Genomic DNA, 21,328 nt, shown 5'->3' with positions numbered 1-21,328 from the left:
CTAGCTCCCCTTGCGCAAGGCGCCAAGCGCCGCGGCCAGCTCCTGCGGGTTCCACCGCACCCGGTCGCCCGGGCGCAGGCCGATGCGCGCGGCCTCGCCGCCAGCAAGCTCGAGCACCGCAGCAACCGGCCCGTCCGACGCCCGGAGCTCGCGGGACATGGGCACCGCGCTGGCGGCGATGTTCCGGACCCGCCCGTCGGTGCCGATGAAGATGATGTCGAGCGGCACGAACGTGTTGTGCATCCAGAAGGCCGCCTCGCGCGGCGGATCCATGGGGAAGAGCATGCCGGTGCCCGCCGGAACCTCGGTGCGGAACATCATGCCCGTCTGCTGGGCAGCCGGCGTGCCCGCCACTTCCACCCGGTAGGGAAAGCGCCCCCGGGCCGTCTCGACCCGGACCATGATGCGCGGAAGCCCGGCGTTGGGGAGGCCCGGGCGGTCGGGCACCGGCTCGCGCGCGGCAAGGGGGGCCACGGGCACCATGAGCAGGAGCATGGCCAGAAGCAGCACCCATGCCCGGCTTGCCAAGCCGCATCGCACGAAGGATAGCATGCTGCCTCCCTAGTCGAGGCGGCAGGCAAGGAACAGGTGGATGGAACTCAAGGGCGAGTCCCGGATTGCAGCGTCGCGGGAGAAGGTGTGGGCAGCGCTTGTCGATCCCGAAGTGCTGGCGCGCTGCATCGACGGAGTGGAATCGCTCGAGGCCGACGGCGAGAACCGCTACCGTGGCCGGCTGGACGCGAAGGTGGGCCCGGTGAGAGCCAAGTTCAGCGGCACGGTCGAGATGACCGAGCTCGACCCGCCCAGCCGCTACGTGCTGGTGGGCGAGGGCAAGGGCGGGGTGGCCGGGTTCGCCAGGGGCTCCGCCGTCGTCACCCTCGTCGAGACCGAGGATGGCGCGACGCTCCTCTCCTACACCGCGACCTCGCAGGTGGGCGGCAAGCTCGCCCAGCTCGGCGCGCGGCTGGTGGAGGGGGCCGCGCGCGGCTACGCGGAATCCTTCTTCGCGAAGTTCAAGGAAATCGTGGAAGACGCAAGCCCGGGCGGCGAGACGGCTCCGGCGCCCGCCAAGGCCGAGGCGCCCGCACTCCCCGCAGCTGCAGCGGAGGAGCGCGAGGCGCGCGGCGTGCCGCCGCTCGTCTGGGCGCTCCTCCTCGTCGCAGCCGTCGGCCTGCTCCTCTTCCTGCTGCTGCGCTGATGGACGAGCTCGCCCAGCTCATCGCCACCGCCCGGAGCTGGCAGGCGGAAGACCGGCGCGCAGCGATCGCCACCGTCATCCGCACCTGGGGCTCGGCGCCGCGGCGCGTCGGGAGCCACCTTCTCGTCCGGGAGGACGGGCTGTTCGAGGGCTCCGTCTCGGGCGGCTGCGTCGAGGGCGAGGTCATCGCGACCGGCCAGGCCCTTGCGCGGGAGGGCGGCTTCCGCCGGCTGGTCTTCGGCGTGGCGAGCGAGACGGCCTGGCAGGTGGGCCTTGCCTGCGGCGGGGAGATCGAGGTGCTGGTCCAGGCGCTTGACGACGGCGCCTTCCCCCCTGCCCTTCTCGAGGCCATCGCGGGCGCGCGCGCGGCCGGCCGCGCCATCAGCCTTGCCACCGATCTTGCGACGGGGCGCACGACGCAGGGCGACACGGGCGACTTCGTCCGCCGCTACGATCCGCCGCTCCGGCTGATGCTGGTGGGTGCGGTCCACATCGCCCAGGCGCTGGTGCCCATCGCCCGGGAGCTGGGCCATGCGGTCTCAATCGTCGATCCGCGCGGCCTGTTCGCCGCCGAGCCGCGCTTCGCCGGCCTTGCCGTCGACTCCCGCTGGCCCGATGAGGCGCTTGCCGACTGGCGGCCCGACTCGGCCTCGGCCGTCGTCACCCTCACCCACGACCCAAAGCTCGACGACCCGGCGCTTGCGACGGCGCTCCGGAGCGAGGCCTATTACATCGCGGCCCTCGGCTCCCGGAAGACGCACGCCGCCCGTCTCGAGCGGCTGGCCGCCCAGGGCTTCGACGCGGCCGCCCTCGCCCGCATCCGCGGCCCGGCGGGCCTCCCCATCGGCGCTGCCACCCCGGCCGAGATCGCGCTCGCAATCGCGGCCGAGATGGTCCAGGCCTTCCGCACCCGCGGCTAGCGCCGTGGAGTTCGGCGAACGCCCCCTCGGAGACGCCGAAGGCGCGCTTCTTGCACACGCCGTCACGCTCGGCGGCCGGCGGGTGGCCAAGGGGACGCGCATCGACCGGACGCTCGTCGAGGCCGCCCGCGCCGAAGGGCTTGAGCGGCTCTGGGTGGCGCGCCCGGGCCCGCATGACGTGCCGGAAGCGGAGGCTGCAGCAGAGCTGGGGGCGGCGCTCGCCGGCCCGGGGGTCGAGGCACGGCCGCCAGTTCACGGCCGGGTGAACATCCACGCCACGGCGGACGGCCTCCTCCTCTTCGATCCGGGCCGGCTCGATGCTGCCAACCGCGCGACCGAGGCGGTCGGCATCGCCACGCGCCCGCCGTTCGCGCCGGTCGCCACCGGCGAGCTTGTCGCGACCGTCAAGGTCATCCCCTATGCGGTGGAGCCCGAGGCCCTGGCCGCGGTTGCCGCTGCCGGCGCCCGGCTGGAGGTGCGGCCCTGGCGCACCGGGCAGCGCGCGTGCCTCGTCACCACCATCCGCGCCGGCGAGCACACGGGAGGCGGAAAGCTGGAAGCCAAGACGGCTGCCGTCACGCGCGAGCGGCTGGCGCGGCTGGGCATGGCGCTCGACGTGGCCGCGCCCGTCCCCCACGCGATCGCGCCGCTCGCCGCCGCGCTTGCCGCCGCCGAGGTGGACCTCGTGCTGGTGGCGGGCGCAACCGCGACGGCCGACCGGGCAGACGTGATCCCGGCCGCGATCACCACGGCCGGCGGCGTGGTGGAGCGGGTGGGCATGCCCGTCGACCCGGGCAATCTCCTGGTGCTGGGGCGGATTGCGGAGCGGCCAGTCGTGGGGCTTCCCGGCTGCGCGCGGAGCCCCAAGCGCAACGGGCTCGACCTCGTGCTCGAGCGGCTGGCAGCGGGGCTGCCCGTCACCTCCGAGCTGATCGCCGGCATGGGGGTGGGCGGCCTCCTCGAGGAGTCGGGACGGCCGGTGCCCTGGGGCTGGAACGGGTGACGCCAGCGCCGCTGGTCGGGGCTCTCGTGCTTGCGGCAGGCGCGGCGCGGCGGATGGGCGCGGCGAAGCTCGCGCTGCCGCTGGGAGAGGCGACCGTGCTCGAGACGACGCTCGCTCAGGTGGCGCGCGCGGGCCTGCCGGCCCTCGTGGTGCTGGGCGCGCATGCCGGGCGGCTGCGGCCGCTCCTGAAGGACGTTCCGGCAGTCGAAGCGGCAGACCATCACCGCGGCCTTGCCCACTCGCTGAAGGCGGGTCTCCAAGCCGCCCCGGCCGACTGGCAGGGGGTGCTCGTGGTGCTCGGCGACATGCCCTTCGTCCGCCCCGAGACCTACGCCCGCCTCACCCGGCGGCTCGCGGCAGGGGCCGAGGCCGTGCGCCCGGCCTTCGGCGGCGTGCCCGGCAACCCGGTGGGGCTTGCCCGAAGCCTCTTCCCGCGGCTCATGGCGCTCGAGGGCGACCGGGGGGCGGCGGCGCTTCTCCCCGGACTTGCCGTCGAGGAGGTGGCGGTGGATGACCCGGGCGTGCTCCGGGACATCGACACGCCTGCCGACCTGGCCGCAGCCGCGGCGATGCCCGCCCCGGCGCGCTGACACGCCGGCGCGGCTAGAGGCCCCGCATGTCGGCGTGGGCGGGCGGCAGCCGCACCTCGAGCGAACCCAGGCCCGCCTCGAGCAGGATCTGGCACGACAGGCGCGAGGTCGCCGTCACGTGCGGGGTGAAGTCGAGCATGTCCTCCTCGTGAACCGACAGCGGCCCGAGGCGGGGAAAGTCGGCCGGCGCGACGATGACGTGGCAGGTGGAGCAGGCCATCGCGCCCTCGCAGGTGCCCTCGAGCGGGAGGCCGAGGCGCTGCGCCACCTCGAGGAGGCGCGTGCCCGGCGCCGCCTCGGTCTCGGCGGCAAGCGAGCCATCGGGGTTGAGGAAACGCAGGCGGATCATGCCGCGAGGTTTTGCATCCGCGCTGCCGCCTTCGCAACTGCGGAAATTGCAGCAGAGAGGTCGTCGGCGCCGGTCTCGCGGGTCCAGCCGAGGCGCACCGTCTGGGCAACGGCGGTGCGGTCGAGCCCGAGCGCGGCGAGCACGTGGCTCGGCCGCCCGGCGCCCGACGAGCAGGCCGCGCCCGACGAGAAGAGGACGCCCGGCACCGCGGCGATGAGGCGGGCGGCAGGCACGCCGGGGAAGGTCACGGAGAGGTTGGTCGGGATCCGCTCCGGCCCCTCCGGATCCGGCCCGTTGATCCGGTAGCGCACGCCGGCAGCGGCCAGGGTCTCAAGCGCCAGCGCCATGAGCGCGCGGGCGTGGGCAGCGTGGGCGGCCATCCCCTCGCGGGCGAGCCGGGCCGCTGCGCCGAAGCCGGCAGCCAGCGCCGGGCTCTGGGTGCCCGAGCGGAACCGCTCCTGCCCGCCGCCGTGAAACAGCGGCTCGAGCGTGACGTCGGGCGCCACCACCAGCGCACCGATGCCCTTGGGCCCGTGGATCTTGTGGGCCGAAAGGCTCACCATGTCGGCGCCGCCGAGGTCCGCGCCGACGGCGCAGGGCAGCTTGCCGAAGGCCTGCGCGGCATCGCAATGGAAGCGGGCGCCGTGGGCGTGGGCCAGGGCGGCAAGCGCGGCCGTCGGCCAGATCGCTCCCACCTCGTTGTTGACCCGCATGGCCGAGACGAGCGCGACGCCCCCGGCCGCGAGCGCGGCGCGGTAGGCGGCCATGTCCGGCATGCCCTCGGGCGTGACCGGCAGGATGGTGACGGCGACGCCGCGGCGGGCGAGCGCGCGGGCCGTCTCGAGCACGCAGCTGTGCTCGGTGGCGAAGGTGAGAAGCCCGCCCTGCGCCTCCCCGCCGAGGAAATAGCCCTTCAGCGCAAGGTTGTTCGCCTCCGTCGCCCCCGAAGTCAGGATGACATGGGCCGGAGGCACGTCGAGCAGGGCCGCGATCTCGGCGCGCGCGGCCTCGAGCGCCGCCCTGGCAGCGCGGGCGGCGCGGTGGGCGCTGTGCGGATTGGCGTGGTTGGTCTCGAGGAAGGGGCGCATGGCCGCGAGCGCCTCGGCCGCAAGCGGCGTGGTCGCCTGGCCGTCGAGGTCGATCAAGCGATCGCGCGCGAGCCCTGTCATGCGGCGCGGCGACGGGCGGCAAGCGCGGTCCAGGCCGCGAGGAACCGGTCGATGTCGTCGGCGCGCGTGGACCAGCCGATCGAGACGCGGAGCGATTCGCGGGCCGCCTCGGGCTCGCCCATCGCTGCGAGCACGGCCGAGGGACGCAGCGTGCCCGACGAGCAGGCCGGGCCCTGGCTGACCGCGAGTCCGGCAAGGTCCATCGCCATCAGCTGGTTGGCGGCGGGAACGCCTGGCAGGTGGATGCACGAAATGGTCGGAAGCCGCGGGGCGCGCTCGCCGAGGATCCGCCCGCCCGCGGCGCACACGCCGGCCTCGAGCCGCGCCTGCAGCGCGCGCGCACCAGTCGGGAAGGCGCGGTCGAAGGCGGCCACGGCAGCTGCGAAACCGACGATCCCGACGAGATTCTCGGTGCCGCCGCGCAGGCCCTGCTCCTGGCCGCCGCCGCGCTGGAGCGGCCGCAGCCCCTCCCGGCAGCGCACCACGAGCGCGCCGATTCCGGGCGGACCGCCGAGCTTGTGCGCCGAGACGGCGACGTAGTCGGCGCCGGCCGGCAGCGGGAGCTTGCCGGCGGACTGCACGCAGTCCGCAAGAAGCCGGCCGCCCCGGGCATGCACGAGGCCCGCGACCGTGCCGAGGTCCTGGATCACCCCGGTCTCGTTGTTCGCCTGCTGGACGGCAACGAGCGTGCCCTCGGGCAGGGCCTCGAGGGCCTCGAGGATGAGGCGGCCGTCGCGGTCGACGGGCAGGACCTGCGCTTGCGGCACCGCCTCGCGCACCGCCGCGTGCTCGGTGGCGAGCACGGCGCGCCGGGGCAGCCCGTCGCCGCCGAGCGCCAGCGCCAGCGCCTCGGTACCGCCGCTCGTGAAGACGAGGGCATCGGCCGGCACGCCGAGGAAGGCAGCGATCGAGGCCCTCGCGTCCTCGAGCGCGCGCCGGGCCGCCCGCCCGGGCCCGTGCTGGGACGAGGGGTTCGCCCAGGAGCCCTCGGCAAGCCGCGCCGCGGCCTCGGCCATGGCCGCGGCCGCCTCGGCGCGAAGCGGGGCCGTCGCCGCCCAGTCGAGGTAGGTCGGGCGCTGGCCAAGGCTTGAGGTTGGCGATCCGGTCACCCACCTAGTATAGGCCCACCCGACGGGCGGGCGACAGGGTTCCGTTTTCCGGCGCCCGAGACGCCGGGGCGGACACGCAACAAGGGGACCTATGCCGGAAGTGATCTTTCCCGGCCCGGAGGGCCGCCTCCATGGCCGCTACCAGCCGTCGCCGCACCCGCGGCCCATGCTCGCCATCATCCTCCACCCCCACCCGCAGGGCGGGGGGACGATGAACAACCCCATCACGCTCGCGCTCTACAACATCTTCGTGAAGCGCGGATTTGCCACGCTGCGCTTCAACTTCCGCGGTGTCGGCCGCTCGGAAGGCGAGTTCGACAACGGCGTGGGAGAGCTTTCGGATGCCGCCTCGGCGCTCGACTGGCTGCAGGCGATCAACCCGGAAAGCTCGGGCACCTGGGTGGCCGGCTTCTCCTTCGGAGCCTTGATCGGCATGCAGCTCCTCATGCGCCGGCCGGAAGTGAAGGGCTTCATCTCGATCGCGCCGCCGGCCAATCTCTACGACTTCGGGTTCCTCGCGCCCTGCCCCTCCTCGGGGCTTATCGTCCAGGGCACGGCCGACGAGGTGGTGGCCGAGCCCGCGGTCGCCAAGCTCGTCGAAAAGCTCAAGACGCAGAAGCACATCACCATCGACTATGCGACGATCGAGGGGGCCAACCACTTCTTCCAGGCGGAGATGGACGAGCTGACGCGGGTGGTGGAGGCCTATCTCGACCGGCGGCTTGCCGCGCCTGGCGGGAGGTGATTCGCACATCCGGCTTGCAGATTTCCGTTACAGGATGATGACGGCGGTTTGACATCTGCGTGACAGGTGATAGGCTCCCCCTCGTGCCGGCAACTCCCGGCCACGAGGGAGACCATCATGATCCGACTTCTCGCCACCTCCTGCCTTGTCACAGCGGCCATCGGCGCCCTGCCGGTGGCCGCGTCCGAACCCGGGGCGCCTGCCGCGGTCCGCCCCGCCCGTGCCGCCTTCGACCCGGCCATCGTCGTCATCCGCGCCGACGGCCTCGATCTTGCGACCGTCGATGGCCGCGCCCGGCTCGATGCCCGCATCGCCCGCGCTGCCGCCCAGGTCTGCGATCCGGAGCCCGAGGCACGTTCGCCCCGCCTGGATGAGGCCCGCCGCAGCTGCATCGAGGCCACCATCGCCGCGAGCCAGCCGGCCCGCGCCCGCGCCATCGCCGAGCATCGCGCCCGCGGCCAGGCAATGGCCGCCCTGCGCGCCGACTGAGCCAGCGCCCGGCCGGCCCATTTCCAGGGACGCAGGCTGCCGGCCCGGCTGGCCGGCAGCCGCCCCGGGCGCGACGCAGCTCAGGCGTCCGACGCCGTGTCTCCGGCAGCCGCCTTCCGGAATTCGGCCGCAAGCAGCCGGAACTCGGGCGCGCGCGGCGAGGTCGCCCGCCAGACGAGCGCGATCTCGCGGCTGGCGCGCGGGGAGCGCAGCGGGCGGGTCTCGACCGAGGTGCCGGCAAGGATCCCCGAATCGACCGCAAGCTGCGGCAGGAAGGTGCAGCCGATGCGGTTCTCCACCATCTGCACCAGCGTGTGGAGCGACGTGCCGAGCACGGCCGACTCTGCCCGAAGGCCGGCGCGGCCGCAGGCGGCAAGCGCATGGTCCTTCAGGCAATGGCCATCCTCGAGCAGGAGGAGCCGGTCCTGTGGTAGCGTCTCGGGGTCGATCTCCGCCGGGGCGGCCGGCAGGTCGTCGGGGTGGAAGGCGAGGCGAATCGGGTCCGCGAACAGCGTCTCGGACTCGACGTCGCCGCAGGCCCAGGGAAGCGCGAGGAGCACGCAGTCGAGCTCGCCGCGGGCAAGCAGGGCGCAGGCCTGGTCCGACTGCTCCTCGCGCAGGTAGAGGCGCAGCTCCGGCCAGGCTGCGCGCAGGCGGGGAAGAAGCCGCGGCAGCAGGAAGGGGGCGATCGTCGGGATCACCCCGAGGCGGAGCTCGCCAGCCAGCGGCCGCCCGGCGGCGCGGGCAAGCTCGGCGATGGCCTCGGCCTCGGCCAGCAGGTGCCAGGCGCGCTCCACCACCCGCTCGCCAAGCGGCGTGAAGCGCACCACGCGCCGGTTGCGCTCGACGAGGACGGAATCGAGGAGCGTCTCGAGCTCGCGGATTCCGGCAGACAGCGTCGACTGGCTGACGTGGCAGGCCTCTGCCGCGCGGCCGAAGTGGCCGGTGCGGTGGAGGGCGACAAGATACTGAAGCTGCTTGATGGTGGGGAGGTAGATCACGAGGACTGCGTAATCGCCTATCTCGATTGGTTCAATCGTTTTCTTCGACTTGAACGATTGGGAGGCCCCTCCTATGTGCGGTGCAGCACGAGGCCCCCCTCGCGCTCCAGTTTCGCGTTTCAACCCAATCGGATGGAAAGGTGTGCACATGCTCACGATCGGCGACAAGCTGCCCGAGTTCAAGGTCTCCGTGCAGCAGGGCGTGGACAAGCTCCCGGCCGGCGAGGTGCTGACCGACAAGGACCTGCTCGGCAAGTGGACGGTGCTCTTCTGGTGGCCGAAGGACTTCACCTTCATCTGCCCGACCGAGATCATCGGCTACGGCGAGCTGAAGAAGGAGTTCGAGGACCGCGACGCGGTCTTGATCGGCGCCTCGACCGACACCGACTTCGTCCACTACGCGTGGCGCAAGTCGGATGAGCGGCTGGCCAAGTGCGACTTCCCCTGGATTGCCGACAACAAGCAGGAGCTCGCCAAGGCGCTTGGCATCCTCGACAAGGAGGCGGGCGTCGCGCTCCGGGCCACCTTCATCATCGACCCGCACAACGTGATCCGCCACGTGACGGTGAACGGCCTCAACCAGGGCCGCTCGCCGCAGGAGACGCTCCGGAACCTCGACGCGCTCCAGACCGACGAGCTCTGCCCGTGCAACTGGCAGCCGGGCCAGGAGACGCTGAAGCCGGCGGCCTGAGCCGTCTGTCCGCGCGAGGGGCCGGGCGGCAGGGCTGCCCGGCCCCTTTCCGTTCCAGCCGAACCCCTGCCGCCGCCGACGCGGCTGCCTCGTGGAGATGTGCTCATGGCGCTTGCCGACCTTGCCCAGACCCTTCCCGATCACGCGAAGGACCTGCGGCTCAACCTGTCCTCCCTCCTGGCCGATGCCAGTCTCAGCGACCAGCAGAAGTACGGGGCGCTGCTGGCCTGTGCGCATGCGACCGGCGTGGCGCCCCTCGTGCGCGCCGCCGAGGCCGAGGCGGCGGCGAAGCTTTCGCCCGCGGCGCTTCATGCCGCCAGGGCCGCTGCGGCCATCATGGCCATGAACAACGTCTACTACCGGTTCACGCACCTCGCCTCTAACCCCGAGTACCGGACGCTTCCGGCGCGCCTCAGGATGAACGTGATCGGCGCGCCCGGAATCGAAAAGGCGGATTTCGAGCTCTTCTGCCTCGCCGTCTCGGCGATCAACGGCTGCGGCGCATGCATCGACAGCCACGAGAAGGTGCTGCAGCAGCACGGCGTCAAGACCGAGACGATCCAGACGGCGGTGCGGCTGGCGAGCGTCGTCAACGCCGTGGGCGCGGTGCTGCGCACGCTCTAGCAGGAGGCGGGCGCCCCGTGGCAGGGTGGGGCATGGCTTTCCTTGCCGCGCTCCTCCTCGCTGCCGCACCGGCGGTCGCCCCCTCGCCTGCCGAAATCGTCGCCGCCGCACCTGCCGAGGCGTGGCAGGCGGTCCCGGCGGAGGAGCTGCTCGTCCTCGACTTCGCTGGAGCGCGCCGACTGGTGGTGCAGCTCGCGCCTGCCTTCGCGCCGACGCACGTCGCCAACGTCCGTACGCTGGTGCGCGACGGCTGGTACGCGCGCCACGCCGCGATCGTCCGCGTCCAGGACAATTATGTCGTCCAGTGGGGCGACCCGACGGGGAAGGTGCCGCTGCCGCAAGGGGTCGCGCACCGACCGAACGACGGCTACGAGCGACCTGGCCTGCCGCCCGGCTTCCGGGCCCTTCCCTTCGCCGATTCCTACGGGGCGCGCGTGGGCCATGCCGGCGGCTGGGCGGTCGCGACCGACGGCACGGCCCACTGGCTGCCGCACTGCCCCGGCATGGTGGGGGTGGGCCGGGAGATGCCCCCCGACACCGGCTCGGGCGCCGAGCTCTACCTCGTCATCGGCCACGGGCCGCGCCAGCTCGACCGCAACATCGCGCTCGTCGGCCGGGTTCTGGAAGGCGCGGAGGCGCTCGCGGCGCTGCCCCGCGGCACCGGCGCACTCGGCTTTTACGAAAGCGCCGACCAGCATGTGAAGCTCGTCTCGGCGCGGCTTGGCGCCGACATGCCCCAGGCCGAACGGCCGCGGTTCGAAGTGATGCGGACGGACGGCGCGGCCTTCGCCGCCTGGGTGGACGCGCGGGCGAACCGGCGCGACCCCTTCTTCGTGCGGCCTGCCGGGGGTGCGGACATCTGCAACCTCCTGCCCCCGATCCGGCCGGCGCTCAGCCGGTGAGCGCGCGGACGATGCCGAAGAGGCTTGTCGCCGTCAGCACGAGGCCGACGAGGATCATGAGGGTGTCGGCCGCAAGCCGGCGGGCCAGGAAGGCGCCGAGGGGCGCGGCGAGTACGCCGCCGACGAGGAGCCCCAGCATTGCCCTTGACACCAGCCCCGGCCCGAGGACGGCAAGGAACGTCCCCGTCGGAGCCGCGGTCACGAAGAACTCGGCGGCATTGACCGTTCCCACCACGGTCCGGGGAGTGCCGCCCTGGATGAGCAGGTTGGACGTCACGATCGGGCCCCAGCCGCCTCCTCCCGCGGCATCGAGGAACCCGCCCGCAAGCCCGAGGGGCGCGACGAACCGCGGCGGCCGCTCGACGTGCAGGTGGCGCAGGCCCCGCCAGAAGATCCAGAGGCCGACGACGGCCAGATAGGCCTGCACCAGCGGCCGCGCCTTCTCGGCCGGAATGGTCGCCAGGAGACAGGCCCCGAGAATCGCGCCGCCCACGCCCGGCACGACGATCCGCAGGAAGAGCGGCCACGCGATGTTCCGAAGGAGGAGGTGCGAAAGCCCCGAGACACCGGTCGTCACCGTCTCGACGGCGTAGACCCCGGCCGAGGCAGCCGCTGGCGGAACGCCAAGGGCGATGAGGGCCGTCGTCGAGACGACGCCGAACGCCATGCCAAGTGCACCGTCGACCAGCTGGGCGGCAAAGCCGACCGCCACGAAGTGCAGGAAGCCGGGGTCCAACATGTCGGTCCGGCCCTCTCCGTGGCTTCCGGGCCCGAAGCGAGGAAGCATTTCGACGCCCGGGGAGAGACCGCCTTGGCGCGGGGCGCGGGACGGGACTGGCGCGCGCTGCCGTCAGGGCTTATGGGGAGCGGCTGGACGACGGGAGCGGGCATGGGCCTCGGAACCTATCTGGCAAGCGTCAAGGCGCGGGACCCCGCGCCCCGCTCGCGCCTCGAGATCCTGACCTACCCGGGCGTCTGGGCGCTCGGCTTCCACCGCATCGCCCACGCGCTCTACCGCGCGCGGCTCTTCTTCCTGGCGCGCGTCGTCAACCACCTCAGCCGGTTCCTGACCGCGATCGACATCCACCCCGGCGCGCGGATTGGCCGCAACCTCTTCATCGACCATGGCTTCGTCGTCATCGGCGAGACTGCCGAGATCGGCGACGACGTCACCATCTACCAGGGGGCGACGCTCGGCGGCACCAACCCCGCAAGCGGCATCGGCGGCAAGCGCCACCCGACCATCGGCAACGGCGTGGTCATCTCGCTGGGGGCTGCCATCCTCGGGCCCATCCGCGTGGGCGACGGCGCGCGGATCGGTGCCAATGCCGTCGTCACCAAGGACGTGCCGGCGGGTGCCACCATGGTCGGAATCCCGGCCCGGCCGATCCCCGTGGTGGTGAAGGAGGAGCCGGCGTTCGTGCCCTATGGCACGCCCTGCTCGGAGGTGTTCGACCCCGTGACCCAGCGCCACGAGCTCATGAAGTGCGAGCTCGAGGCGCTGAAGGCCCGGGTGGCGCAGCTCGAGCGGCTGCTCGCGAAGGCGTCGGACGCGGCGTGACCCACGTCGTCCCGCTGCCGGCGCGCGGACGGCAGGTGGTGTTCGAACGCCAGGAGCTCGACCAGATCATGCGGCTCTACGGGCAGATGGTGGCGGCGGGCGTGTGGCGCGACTATGCGATCGACCACGCGCCGACGGCCGCCACCTTCTCCGCCTTCCGCCGCGCCGCCGAGCGACCCGAGTACCGGATCGTCAAGGATCCGCGCGCCCGGCAGGGGCCCTATGCGCTCGTCTCGGAGGCGGGCGCCGTGCTGAAGCGCGGGCATGATCTTGCCGCCGTGCTCGCGCCGCTGAAGCGCCGGCTTCTGAAGCTTGTCGAGGCCGGGGCCTAGGCGCCGAACAGCTCGGCCGACGTCGGGTTGCGCCGGAGCGTGAGCCCGCCGTTCACCTGGAGGGCCTGGCCGGTCATGAAGCATTCGTCGGACGCCGCGAAGACGGCCGCTGCGGCGAGATCCTCGACCGTGCCGATGCGGCCCAGGGGATATTCCTTCGCGAACCTGGCCTCGAGCCCCGGCACCTGCATCGCGTCGGCCGTCATGGGCGTGGCCATGAGGCCGGGCACGAGGGAGTTGGCGCGGATCCCCTTCGCGCCATACTGGTTGGCGATGCAGCGGATGAGCGCGTCGCCCGCGGCCTTGGTCGCGATGTAGGCGGCGTGGTTGTCGATGACCCGATCGGTCGTCGCCGAGGAGACTTGCAGGATCGCGCCCCCGCCCTGCGCGGCCATGACGGGCACGAAGGCCTGGAGCAGGTGGTGCACGCCCTTGAACTGGAGGGCGGACATGAGCTCGAGGTCCTCCTCCGTCACCTCCTCGAGCGGCCGGAGCAGGCCGATCCCGGCGCAGTTGACGAGGATGTCGACTCGGCCCCCGAGCTTGGCGAGCGCCGTGTCGCGGAGCGCCTCCACCTCAGGCCGGTGGCGGATGTCGACGAGGGCGAAGTGGCCGCCGATCTCCTCGGCAAGGGCCTTGAGCGGCTCTTCCTTCCGGCCCGCAACGAGCACGGTCGCGCCTTCCCTGGCGAAGCGGCGGGCGATCGCCTGGCCGGCATTGTTCGTGCCGGCCGCGCCGACGACGACGGCGGTCTTGCCCTCGAGGCGCCCGGTCACGCCGCGAGCTTTCCGAGCCGGCCGAGCACCGCCTGCGCCTCGGCCACCGTCCGCTCGACGATGGTGCGGCAGGGCAGGATCTCGCGGACCCCGCCCCCGCCCTGGCCGGCGGCGAAGCACTGGGTTTCGGGGTCGAGGTTCTCGGTGATGCCGGCAATCGGCCCGAGCCGGTTCTCCTGGGCCGACTCCATCACCTGGAGCGGGAAGGGCTTCACCGGCTCCTTCTCGAACCGCTCGGTCGTCCGGTTGCGGATGGCCCGCAGCGTTTTGCCGGTGAAGCCGCGGGAAATGACCGTGTCGGCCTCGGTCATCTTCACGATCGCGTCCTTGTAGACCTGCCCCGCGTGCGCTTCCTCGCTTGCGATGAAGCGGGTCCCCATCCACACGCCCACGCAGCCGAGCGCCAGTGCTGCGGCGAGGCCCCTGCCATCGTACAGGCCGCCGGCCGCCACCACCGGGATCTTCACCGCATCGACCACCTGCGGCCAGAGCGCCACCGAAGCGACGGCCCCCGTGTGGCCCCCGCCCTCGGTGCCCTGGGCGATCACGAAGTCGCAGCCGGCAGCTTCCGCCTTCACCGCGTGCTCCACCTTGCCAACCATGGCGGCGACAAGAATGCCCGCATCCTTCAGCTGCTTGACGATCGGGTAGGGAACGCCGAGCCCGGCGATGAAGGCCTTCGCGCCGTGGGCGATGATGACCTCGACCGAGGCGGTGAGCGTCTCGGGCTGGGCAGCGAGCAGGTCAACTCCGAACGGCCGATCGGTCAGCTCGCGCACCCGCTTCATCTGGCTTTCGATGAACTTTGGGCTGGTGCCGGCCATGCCGAGCGAGCCGAAGCCGCCGGCCGCGGAGACGGCCGCGCACACCTCGGCGTAGGAGACTCCGCCCATGCCGGCGAGCATCACCGGGTGCTCGACTTCAAGCAGGTCACACAGCGGGGTATGTATCGTCATGGGTGCCTCTTGGAGCCGAAAGCTTCCGGGCCGGAAGCCGCCATTTCGCATAGGAGCGTTCGCCCGGGGGGCGGGCGCGCGGGCGCCGCCGCTGGCCCGGCAATCGGCTGCTTCATTCAGGCGTGCATCGGACGCGTGCGGCGTGCGGCAAAACCAACCAGGCCGAAGCCGGCAATCAGCATGGCCCAGATGCCGGGTTCGGGCACGACGGCATAGGTCGCCGATATGTCGAGCGACGCACCGGTCGAGTGCCGGTCGGCATAAAACAGGTTGAACGGCGTCGTGCCGGGCTTGACGAGAACTGTCCCCATCGGCGCGGCGGTATGCGGGTGCACACCACCAATTCCCGTCACCAGCTTGCTGTTCACGAACAGGAAGGCGTCATCGTCGGCTGCCAGGCTGAAGGTCAAGAGGATCGGCTTGGGCGTGAAGATGAGCCCGCTCAGAACGAGGGTCTGGAAGCCGCTGGCGTTCGAGGATCCGCCACCGTTGGGCGGAAACAGGCTGAAGTCGCTGAACGGGAAGCTCACGATGCTGGTCCCGGTGGCGGTCACGATGTCGCCGCCGGCCGTGGTGCCGGGCGACCACCATTGCAGCTCGCCGGTGACCGGGTCGACGCCGGTGAAGTTCTGCGGGCCGACCGAAGCCGGGTTCAGGACCGGCTTGCCGTTGGGGCCGAGCGTCGTCCTGACCATGTCGAGGCGGACATCGCTGCAGCAATAGGTCTCGAAGTCGCCGGCTCCGCTCGCCGTCACCGTGAACCACTCGATCAGAACCGAGCCGGTAAGCGGCTTCGCCGCCCGCGCCGGGCCAGCGGCTGACAGCGTGGCTGCAGCAGAGACGGCAAGGCCCACGCTTGCGGAAAGGGAGGCGCGCATGAGACCCTCCTGATGCGGGGCAGGGTCAGCCTACGGTTCCGGCAGCGATTCGGCAAGGAGCAGGGGCGACCGGAACCCCCCGGCGCGAGGGTTGCGCCGGGGCGCCTTGGTCTCACCCGCCTCGTCCGCGATCAGGCGGCCTTCCGGGCCGCGGCGCGGCCGTAGAAGGTCTCGCCCTTTTCCGCCATCTCGCGCAGGAGCGGCGGCGGCGCGAAGCGCTCGCCATGGGCTGCTGCCAGGCGGTCGAGCGTGGCGACGACATGGGCAAGCCCCAGCGTGTCCATGTGGCTGAAGGGGCCGCCGGTGAAGGGCGCGAAGCCCCAGCCGAAGATGGCCCCCAGGTCGCCGTCCTCGGGCGTCTCGAGCACCCCTTCGGCAAAGCAGCGGGCGCATTCGACCAGCTGGCGGAACAGGAGGCGCTCCTTCACCGCCTCGGGCGCCGGCTGGGTGGCGGCCAGCGGGAAGTGGGCGGAGAGCTCGGGCCAGAGGAACTTGGGCGAGCCATCCTCGGGATAGACGTAGAAGCCCTTGCCGTTCTTGCGGCCATGGCGGCCGAGCCCGACCATGGTTTCGATCACCGCTTCGCCCGGGCCGGGCCGGTAGGCGTCGCCGAGGTCCTTCTTCGTCTGCTGGGCGACCTTGTAGCCGAGGTCGAGCCCGACCTCGTCGTTGACTGCAAGCGGCCCCACCGGCATCCCCATGTGCCGGGCGACGTTCTCGATGAGCGCGGGCTTCACCCCCTCGCCGAGGAGGGCGAGACCCTCCTGGACGAAGGTGCCGAAGCAGCGGCTGGTGTAGAAGCCGCGGCTGTCATTGACGACGATCGGGGTCTTGCGGATCTGGGCGACATAGTCGAGCGCCTTGGCGATCGCCCGCGCTCCGGTCTTGCGCCCCACGATGATCTCGACCAGCGGCATCTTCTCGACGGGGGAGAAGAAGTGGATGCCGATGAAGTTCTCGGGCCTGCTCCACGCCTCGGCAAGCCCGGTGATGGGAAGGGTGGAGGTGTTGGAGCCGAAGATGGTGTCGGCGCCCACGACGGCCTCGGTCGCCTCTGTCACCTGGCGCTTGATCTCGCGGTCCTCGAACACGGCCTCGATGACAAGATCGCAGCCCTCGAGGTCCCTGTAGTCGGTCGTCGGGTGGATCCGGCCGAGGATCTCGGCCATCTTGTCAGGCGAGGTGTTGCGCTTCTTGAGGCGCTCCTCGGTGTAGCGCTTGCCCTTTTCGGCCGATTCCATGTCGCGGTCGAGGAGGACGACCTCGATTCCCGCCTGGGCCGAGACCATGGCGATGCCCGCGCCCATGAGGCCGGCGCCCAGCATGGCAAGCTTGCGCGTGGGGGCAGGCGGCTCATCCTTCGGCCGGCGCGCGCCCTTCTCGGCCGCCTGCTTCGAGACGAAGAGCGACCGGATCATGTTGCCCGCCTGCGGGTCGGCCACCACTTTCGCGAAATACTTGCTCTCGACCCGGATGGCGGTGTCCATCGGCAGCTGGCTGCCCTCGTAGACGGCAGAGAGGATGGCCTTCACCTGGTTCATGTTCCCGTAGCTCTGCCGGTGGGCCATGGCGGTGCCGGCGATGAAGGTCTGGGCGAAGGCCGGGTTCATGTGGCCGACGCCGCCGGGGAACCTGAAGTCCTTGCGGTCCCACGGCTGGACGTGGGCACTGGGGTTCGCCTTCACCCAGGCCTTGGCCCTTGCCACCACCTCGTCGCGCGGCGCGAGCTCCTGCACCACGCCGAAGCCGAGGGCCTCCTGCGGGCTCATGTTCTTGCCCTGGAGGAGGTAGATGAGGGCGGGCTGCACGCCCATCAGGCGCGGCAGGCGCTGGGTGCCGCCCGCGCCGGGGAAGAGGCCCACGAGCACTTCGGGAAGGCCGAGCTGGATCTTCGGGTCGTCGGCGACGACGCGGTGGTGGCAGGCGAGCACGATCTCGAGCCCGCCACCGAGCGCGAGGCCGTTGACGGCGGCTGCGACCGGCTTGCCGGCCGTCTCGAGGTCGCGGAGCAGCCGGTTCAGGGCAAAGACGCCCTCGAACAGGCGCGCCATGCGCGATTTGCCCGCCGCGCCTTCCGGGCCTGCAGAGCCGTCGCCCGAGAAGTTCATGCCCTTGAGGTCCGCGCCGGCCAGGAAGCCCGAGGGCTTGCCCGAGGTGATGACGGCACCCTTGACGCTTTCGTCGGTGCGGATGCGCTCGACCGCGGCGGCGAGATCGCGCGCCACGGCCTCGTTGATGACGTTCATCGAGAGGCCGGGGCAGTCGATGGTGAGGAGGAGGATGCCGTCGGCATCGAGCTCCTGGCGGATGGCGGTGTCGGTCATTCAGGGTCTCCGGAGATCTGGTCGTCTGGGGGCGGCACGGCGCAAGAGCGCGCTCAGACCCGCTCGATGACGGCGGCGGTGCCCATGCCGGCGCCGACGCACAGGGTGACGAGCGCGGTCGACAGGTCGCGCCGCTCCAGCTCGTCGAGCACGGTGCCGAGGATCATGCCCCCCGTCGCACCCAGCGGATGGCCCATGGCGATCGCGCCTCCGTTCACGTTCATCTTCTCGTGCGGGATGTCCATGTGCTTCATCATCCGCAGCACGACGCTCGCAAACGCCTCGTTGAGCTCGAAGAGATCGATGTCGTCCTTGGTCATGCCGAGCCGCTTCAGCAGCTTCTGCGTCACATAGGTGGGGCCGGTCAGCATGATGGCCGGCTCAGAGCCGATCGAGGCCATGCCGCGGATGCGGGCGCGGGGCTTGAGACCCGCCTTCTCGCCCGCCGCCTTCGAGCCGATGAGGACGGCCGACGCTCCGTCGACGATGCCGCTCGAGTTGCCGGCGTGGTGGACATGGTTCACCCGCTCCACCTCGGGGTAGCGGATTTTCGCGATCTCGTCGAAGCCCGGCATCTGCTCGCCGATGCCGGCGAACGAGGGCTGGAGCGAGGCGAGCGACTGCATGTCGGTGCCGGGGCGCATGTGCTCGTCATGGTCGAGCACCACCTCGCCGATCACGTCCTTCACCGGCACGATCGACTTCGCGAACCGGCCCTCCTTCCAGGCGATGGCGGCACGGCGCTGGGACTCCACCGCATAGGCATCGACGTCGTCGCGGGAGAAGCCATCGATGGTGGCGATAAGGTCGGCGCCGATGCCCTGGGGCATGAAGTAGGTCCGGAAGGCGACCGCCGGGTCCATGGCCCAGGCGCCGCCATCCGAGCCCATGGGCACGCGCGACATGCTCTCCACCCCGCCGCCGATGGCGAAGTCGGCTTCGCCGGCGATCACCTTGGCGGCGGCGATGTTGCAGGCTTCGAGGCCCGAGGCGCAGAAGCGGTTCACCTGCACGCCAGCCGTCGTCTGGGCGTAGCCGGCGTTCAGGACGGCGATGCGGGCGATGTCGGCGCCCTGTTCGCCGACGGGTGCGACGCAGCCGAGGATCACGTCGTCGACAAGCGCGGTGTCGAGCCCGTTGCGGTCGCGGATGGCCTCGAGCACCTGGGTGGCGAGCTGGATGGGGGTGATCTCGTGGAGCGCGCCGTCCTTGCGGCCCTTGCCCCGGGGCGTGCGCACGGCGTCGTAGATGTAGGCCTCGGTCATGTCATCCTCCGTTCCTGTCGCGCTGCGCCCGCCGGACATGCGGGGCAAGCTCTGCTTGTTGTCAGAATGCGGCCTCCGGCATGGCCATCAGCGTGTCGGCGCCGGCCTTCACCTTGCGGACAAGCGCCGGGGCATCGACGAGGTGGCGCTCGAAGAAGTGGCGGCCGACGAGGCGCTTGGCCGTACAGAAGGCCGGATCCTCGCCCTCGGCCTCGGCGGCATCGGCCGCGCGCAGCAGCTTCAGCCACAGCATGCCGAAGGTGACGAGGGCCACGAGCTCGAGATAGGCCGTGGCGCCAGCGCCGGCGTGGTCGGGGTTGGCGAAGGCCTTCTCCATGAGCCAGAGGGTGGCCCCCTCGAGATCGGCCTTGGCCGCGGCGAGTTCGCCGGCGAAGGGGGCGAGGGCGTCGTGCCGCTTCGCCTCCTCGATCTCGGCATCGACGAGGGCGAGGAAGCTCCGCAGGGCGCGGCCGCCGTTGGCGGCGAGCTTGCGGCCGACGAGATCGAGCGCCTGGATGCCGTTGGTGCCCTCGTAGATCATGGCGATGCGGGCGTCGCGGACGAACTGCTCCATGCCCCACTCGGCGATGTAGCCGTGGCCGCCGAAGACCTGCTGCGCCATGGTGGCGTGGTGATAGCCCTTGTCGGTGAGATAGGCCTTGATGACCGGGGTGAGGAGCGAGAGGAGATCCTCGGCCTGCTCGCGCTCGGCGGGCGTCTCGGCGTGGCGGGCGAGGTCCGCCTGGAGCGCGGCCCAGAGGCAGAGCGCGCGGCCGCCCTCGGTGAAGGCGCGTGCGTCGAGGAGCATCCGGCGGACGTCGGGGTGGACGAGGATCGGGTCGGCCTTGCCATCCGGGTTCTTCGGGCCGGAGAGGGCGCGGCCCTGGAGCCGCTCCTTCGCGTAGGCGGCCGCATTCTGGCAGGCGACCTCGGCCTGGGCGAGGCCCTGCAGGCCGACGCCGAGGCGGGCCACGTTCATCATCACGAACATGGCCTTGAGGCCCTTCATCTCCTCGCCGATGAGGAAGCCGGTCGCGCCGTCATAGTTCATGACGCAGGTGGCGTTGCCGTGGATCCCCATCTTGTGCTCGATCGCACCGCAGGAGACGGCGTTGCGGGCGCCGAGCGAGCCATCCGGGTTCACGAGGAACTTCGGCACGAGGAAGAGGGAGATGCCCTTGACGCTGTCGGGCGCGCCGGGGGTCTTGGCCAGCACGAGGTGGATGATGTTCTCGGCAAGGTCATGCTCGCCGCTCGAGATGAAGATCTTGGTGCCCGAGATCTTCCAGCTGCCATCGGCCTGGGGCTCGGCGCGGGTGCGGATGAGGCCGAGGTCGGTGCCGGCGTGCGGCTCGGTCAGGTTCATGGTGCCGGTCCAGCGGCCTTCCACCATGGGCGGCACGTAGAGCGCCTTCTGCTCCTCGGAAGCGGCGACGAGGAGCGCCGAGACCGCGCCCTGGGTGAGCCCGGGGTACATGGCGAAGGCCATGTTGGCCGAGGAGAGAAATTCCTCGAAGGCCGAGCCGACGACGTGGGGGAGGCCCTGGCCGCCGTATTCGGGCGGGGCCATGAGCGTGCCCCAGCCGCCGGCGCGGAACGCCTCGTAGGCCTCGCGGAAGCCGGTCGGCGTGGTGACCGAGCCGTCGGCGTGGCGGGTGCAGCCCTCGCGATCCCCCACCTGATTGAGGGGCGCCAGCACGCCTTCCACGAACTTCGCGCCCTCGGCGAGGATGGCGTCGACGAGCTCCGGGCTTGCATCGGCGAAGCCCGGGAGGTTGCGGTAGCGCTCGAGACCGAGGACGTGGCGGAGGATGAAGCGCGTGTCGGCGAGCGGCGCGCGGTAAGTGGGCATCAGGCGTCTCCCTCGAGGCGGCTGCGGAGCGTGGCGGCGAACTGTTCCAGTTCCGTGACGGTGGCGTCGATGGCGTCGCGCTGGGCGCGAAGCGCCGCGAGGCGTTCGACGGTCTTGGCGAGCGCGGCCTCGAGCTGGGGCCGCCGGGCCTCGCCGGGGGCGTAGAGGTCGAGGAGCTCGCGGATCTCGGCGAGGCTGAAGCCGACCGCGCGGCCGCGCAGCACCCAGGCGAGCCGGGCGCGATCGGCCCTCGAGTAGAGACGGGTTCGGCCGCGGCGGACGGGGTGGAGCAGGCCTTCGGCCTCGTAGAAGCGGAGCGTGCGGGCAGTGACGCCGAAGGCGCGGGAGAGATCGGTGATGGTGTAGGTCTCGCCAGCTCCCTCCATGTGGCAACGGCTATATGACCTTTACGTTCGCGTCAACAACAGCTGAGGCCTTTGCGCGGCATTGCTCTGCCGCACGGCCTCACGCCGGGTGGACGGGCGGCGCTCCGGAGGCTGACATGCCTGGCGGCCGGCGTGTTCGCGGTGCTGGCGGGGAGCCGGGGGCGCAGGCTGGGAGACGGGGTTTGCCGCCCCGCGCGGCCGTCGGAGG

At 71.7% G+C, this 21,328-nt stretch carries 24 protein-coding genes; 11 read left to right on the top strand and 13 right to left on the bottom strand.

Annotation, left to right across the window (positions count from 1 at the left end; all coding sequences use genetic code 11):
• Nucleotides 1-528 (bottom strand): DUF192 domain-containing protein, encoded by a 528-nt coding sequence (locus H3H34_RS02145; protein WP_235945241.1) that lies wholly within the window; start codon nt 526-528, stop codon nt 1-3.
• A gap of 64 nt (nt 529-592) precedes the next feature.
• On the opposite strand from H3H34_RS02145, the gene H3H34_RS02140 reads away from it, so the two are divergent.
• The 4 genes from H3H34_RS02140 to H3H34_RS02125 are packed head-to-tail and all read left to right on the top strand — an operon-like array spanning nt 593 to nt 3,711.
• Complete coding sequence (locus H3H34_RS02140) at nt 593-1,198, top strand: CoxG family protein (protein ID WP_194743604.1); 606 nt, start codon at nt 593-595, stop codon at nt 1,196-1,198.
• Nucleotides 1,198-2,118 carry an XdhC family protein gene (locus tag H3H34_RS02135; protein ID WP_194743603.1) on the top strand — a complete coding sequence of 307 codons (921 nt, stop codon included), beginning with the start codon at nt 1,198-1,200 and terminating at the stop codon, nt 2,116-2,118. The genes H3H34_RS02140 and H3H34_RS02135 overlap by 1 nt, the downstream gene beginning before the upstream one ends.
• A 4-nt stretch (nt 2,119-2,122) precedes the next feature.
• Nucleotides 2,123-3,121, top strand: a complete 999-nt coding sequence (locus H3H34_RS02130) for a molybdopterin-binding protein (protein WP_194743602.1) — start codon at nt 2,123-2,125, stop codon at nt 3,119-3,121.
• A complete protein-coding gene (locus H3H34_RS02125) occupies nt 3,118-3,711 on the top strand; it encodes a nucleotidyltransferase family protein (protein ID WP_194743601.1) in 594 nt (197 codons plus the stop codon). The genes H3H34_RS02130 and H3H34_RS02125 overlap by 4 nt, the downstream gene beginning before the upstream one ends.
• Before the next feature lie 13 nt (nt 3,712-3,724).
• On the opposite strand, the gene H3H34_RS02120 is transcribed toward H3H34_RS02125, so the two are convergent.
• Genes H3H34_RS02120 through H3H34_RS02110 form a run of 3 tightly spaced genes read right to left on the bottom strand, consistent with a single transcriptional unit; the run spans nt 3,725 to nt 6,338 of the window.
• Nucleotides 3,725-4,060 (bottom strand): 2Fe-2S iron-sulfur cluster-binding protein, encoded by a 336-nt coding sequence (locus tag H3H34_RS02120; protein ID WP_194743600.1) that lies wholly within the window; start codon nt 4,058-4,060, stop codon nt 3,725-3,727.
• Nucleotides 4,057-5,229, bottom strand: coding sequence for a cysteine desulfurase family protein (locus H3H34_RS02115; RefSeq protein ID WP_235945240.1), 1,173 nt, complete (start codon nt 5,227-5,229; stop codon nt 4,057-4,059). The genes H3H34_RS02120 and H3H34_RS02115 overlap by 4 nt, the downstream gene beginning before the upstream one ends.
• Entirely contained in the window at nt 5,226-6,338 is a 1,113-nt protein-coding gene (locus H3H34_RS02110; protein ID WP_194743599.1) for a cysteine desulfurase family protein, read from the bottom strand. The genes H3H34_RS02115 and H3H34_RS02110 overlap by 4 nt, the downstream gene beginning before the upstream one ends.
• A gap of 91 nt (nt 6,339-6,429) precedes the next feature.
• Here H3H34_RS02110 and H3H34_RS02105 point away from each other — a divergent pair, with 91 nt between their 5' ends.
• Both H3H34_RS02105 and H3H34_RS02100 read left to right on the top strand, forming a co-directional pair.
• The gene (locus H3H34_RS02105; protein ID WP_194743598.1) at nt 6,430-7,083 is read left to right on the top strand and encodes an alpha/beta hydrolase; all 654 of its coding nucleotides are present in this window, start codon (nt 6,430-6,432) and stop codon (nt 7,081-7,083) included.
• Between the two features lie 117 nt (nt 7,084-7,200).
• On the top strand, nt 7,201-7,572 hold the full coding sequence (locus tag H3H34_RS02100) for a UrcA family protein (RefSeq protein ID WP_194743597.1): 372 nt from the start codon (nt 7,201-7,203) through the stop codon (nt 7,570-7,572).
• 80 nt (nt 7,573-7,652) lie between these two features.
• Here H3H34_RS02100 and H3H34_RS02095 read toward each other — a convergent pair whose 3' ends face one another.
• Nucleotides 7,653-8,570, bottom strand: coding sequence for a hydrogen peroxide-inducible genes activator (locus H3H34_RS02095; protein WP_328831241.1), 918 nt, complete (start codon nt 8,568-8,570; stop codon nt 7,653-7,655).
• A 151-nt stretch (nt 8,571-8,721) separates the two neighbouring features.
• On the opposite strand from H3H34_RS02095, the gene H3H34_RS02090 reads away from it, so the two are divergent.
• The 3 genes from H3H34_RS02090 (at nt 8,722) to H3H34_RS02080 (ending at nt 10,790) form a co-directional block, all read left to right on the top strand.
• Nucleotides 8,722-9,264, top strand: coding sequence for a peroxiredoxin (locus tag H3H34_RS02090; RefSeq protein ID WP_194743595.1), 543 nt, complete (start codon nt 8,722-8,724; stop codon nt 9,262-9,264).
• Between the two features lie 105 nt (nt 9,265-9,369).
• The gene (locus H3H34_RS02085) at nt 9,370-9,888 is read left to right on the top strand and encodes a carboxymuconolactone decarboxylase family protein (protein ID WP_194743594.1); all 519 of its coding nucleotides are present in this window, start codon (nt 9,370-9,372) and stop codon (nt 9,886-9,888) included.
• Between the two features lie 32 nt (nt 9,889-9,920).
• Entirely contained in the window at nt 9,921-10,790 is an 870-nt protein-coding gene (locus H3H34_RS02080) for a peptidylprolyl isomerase (protein ID WP_194743593.1), read from the top strand.
• Here H3H34_RS02080 and H3H34_RS02075 read toward each other — a convergent pair.
• Nucleotides 10,780-11,529 (bottom strand): sulfite exporter TauE/SafE family protein, encoded by a 750-nt coding sequence (locus tag H3H34_RS02075; RefSeq protein ID WP_194743592.1) that lies wholly within the window; start codon nt 11,527-11,529, stop codon nt 10,780-10,782. The two genes, H3H34_RS02080 and H3H34_RS02075, sit on opposite strands and share 11 nt — an antisense overlap.
• 150 nt (nt 11,530-11,679) lie before the next feature.
• Between H3H34_RS02075 and epsC the strand changes: the two genes are divergently transcribed.
• Entirely contained in the window at nt 11,680-12,351 is a 672-nt protein-coding gene (gene epsC, locus H3H34_RS02070) for a serine O-acetyltransferase EpsC (RefSeq protein WP_194743591.1), read from the top strand.
• A complete protein-coding gene (locus tag H3H34_RS02065) occupies nt 12,348-12,683 on the top strand; it encodes a DUF2794 domain-containing protein (protein WP_194743590.1) in 336 nt (111 codons plus the stop codon). Before epsC ends, H3H34_RS02065 begins: the two co-directional genes overlap by 4 nt.
• Here the strand turns inward: H3H34_RS02065 and H3H34_RS02060 are convergent.
• From H3H34_RS02060 to H3H34_RS02030, 7 genes are all read right to left on the bottom strand, one after another.
• The gene (locus H3H34_RS02060) at nt 12,680-13,459 is read right to left on the bottom strand and encodes an SDR family NAD(P)-dependent oxidoreductase (RefSeq protein ID WP_194743589.1); all 780 of its coding nucleotides are present in this window, start codon (nt 13,457-13,459) and stop codon (nt 12,680-12,682) included. The two genes, H3H34_RS02065 and H3H34_RS02060, sit on opposite strands and share 4 nt — an antisense overlap.
• The gene (locus H3H34_RS02055; RefSeq protein ID WP_194743588.1) at nt 13,456-14,415 is read right to left on the bottom strand and encodes an NAD(P)H-dependent flavin oxidoreductase; all 960 of its coding nucleotides are present in this window, start codon (nt 14,413-14,415) and stop codon (nt 13,456-13,458) included. The genes H3H34_RS02060 and H3H34_RS02055 overlap by 4 nt, the downstream gene beginning before the upstream one ends.
• A 116-nt stretch (nt 14,416-14,531) precedes the next feature.
• A complete protein-coding gene (locus tag H3H34_RS13460) occupies nt 14,532-15,293 on the bottom strand; it encodes a PEPxxWA-CTERM sorting domain-containing protein (protein WP_194743587.1) in 762 nt (253 codons plus the stop codon).
• 131 nt (nt 15,294-15,424) lie between these two features.
• Nucleotides 15,425-17,617 carry a 3-hydroxyacyl-CoA dehydrogenase NAD-binding domain-containing protein gene (locus H3H34_RS02045; RefSeq protein ID WP_194743586.1) on the bottom strand — a complete coding sequence of 731 codons (2,193 nt, stop codon included), beginning with the start codon at nt 17,615-17,617 and terminating at the stop codon, nt 15,425-15,427.
• A gap of 53 nt (nt 17,618-17,670) precedes the next feature.
• Nucleotides 17,671-18,882: an acetyl-CoA C-acetyltransferase gene (locus H3H34_RS02040; protein WP_194743585.1), complete on the bottom strand. Its 1,212-nt coding sequence runs from the start codon at nt 18,880-18,882 to the stop codon at nt 17,671-17,673.
• Between the two features lie 61 nt (nt 18,883-18,943).
• Complete coding sequence (locus H3H34_RS02035; protein ID WP_194743584.1) at nt 18,944-20,734, bottom strand: acyl-CoA dehydrogenase C-terminal domain-containing protein; 1,791 nt, start codon at nt 20,732-20,734, stop codon at nt 18,944-18,946.
• Nucleotides 20,734-21,120 (bottom strand): MerR family transcriptional regulator, encoded by a 387-nt coding sequence (locus H3H34_RS02030; RefSeq protein ID WP_194743583.1) that lies wholly within the window; start codon nt 21,118-21,120, stop codon nt 20,734-20,736. Before H3H34_RS02030 ends, H3H34_RS02035 begins: the two co-directional genes overlap by 1 nt.
• Nucleotides 21,121-21,328 lie beyond the last annotated feature (208 nt).

The sequence above is a fragment of the Thermaurantiacus tibetensis genome, assembly GCF_015354055.1.
In the GTDB taxonomy this organism is placed as follows: Bacteria; Pseudomonadota; Alphaproteobacteria; order Sphingomonadales; family Sphingomonadaceae; genus Thermaurantiacus; species Thermaurantiacus tibetensis.
The sequence above is the reverse complement of the archived record's forward strand: the minus strand, read 5'-3'. Positions and strand labels throughout refer to the sequence as shown.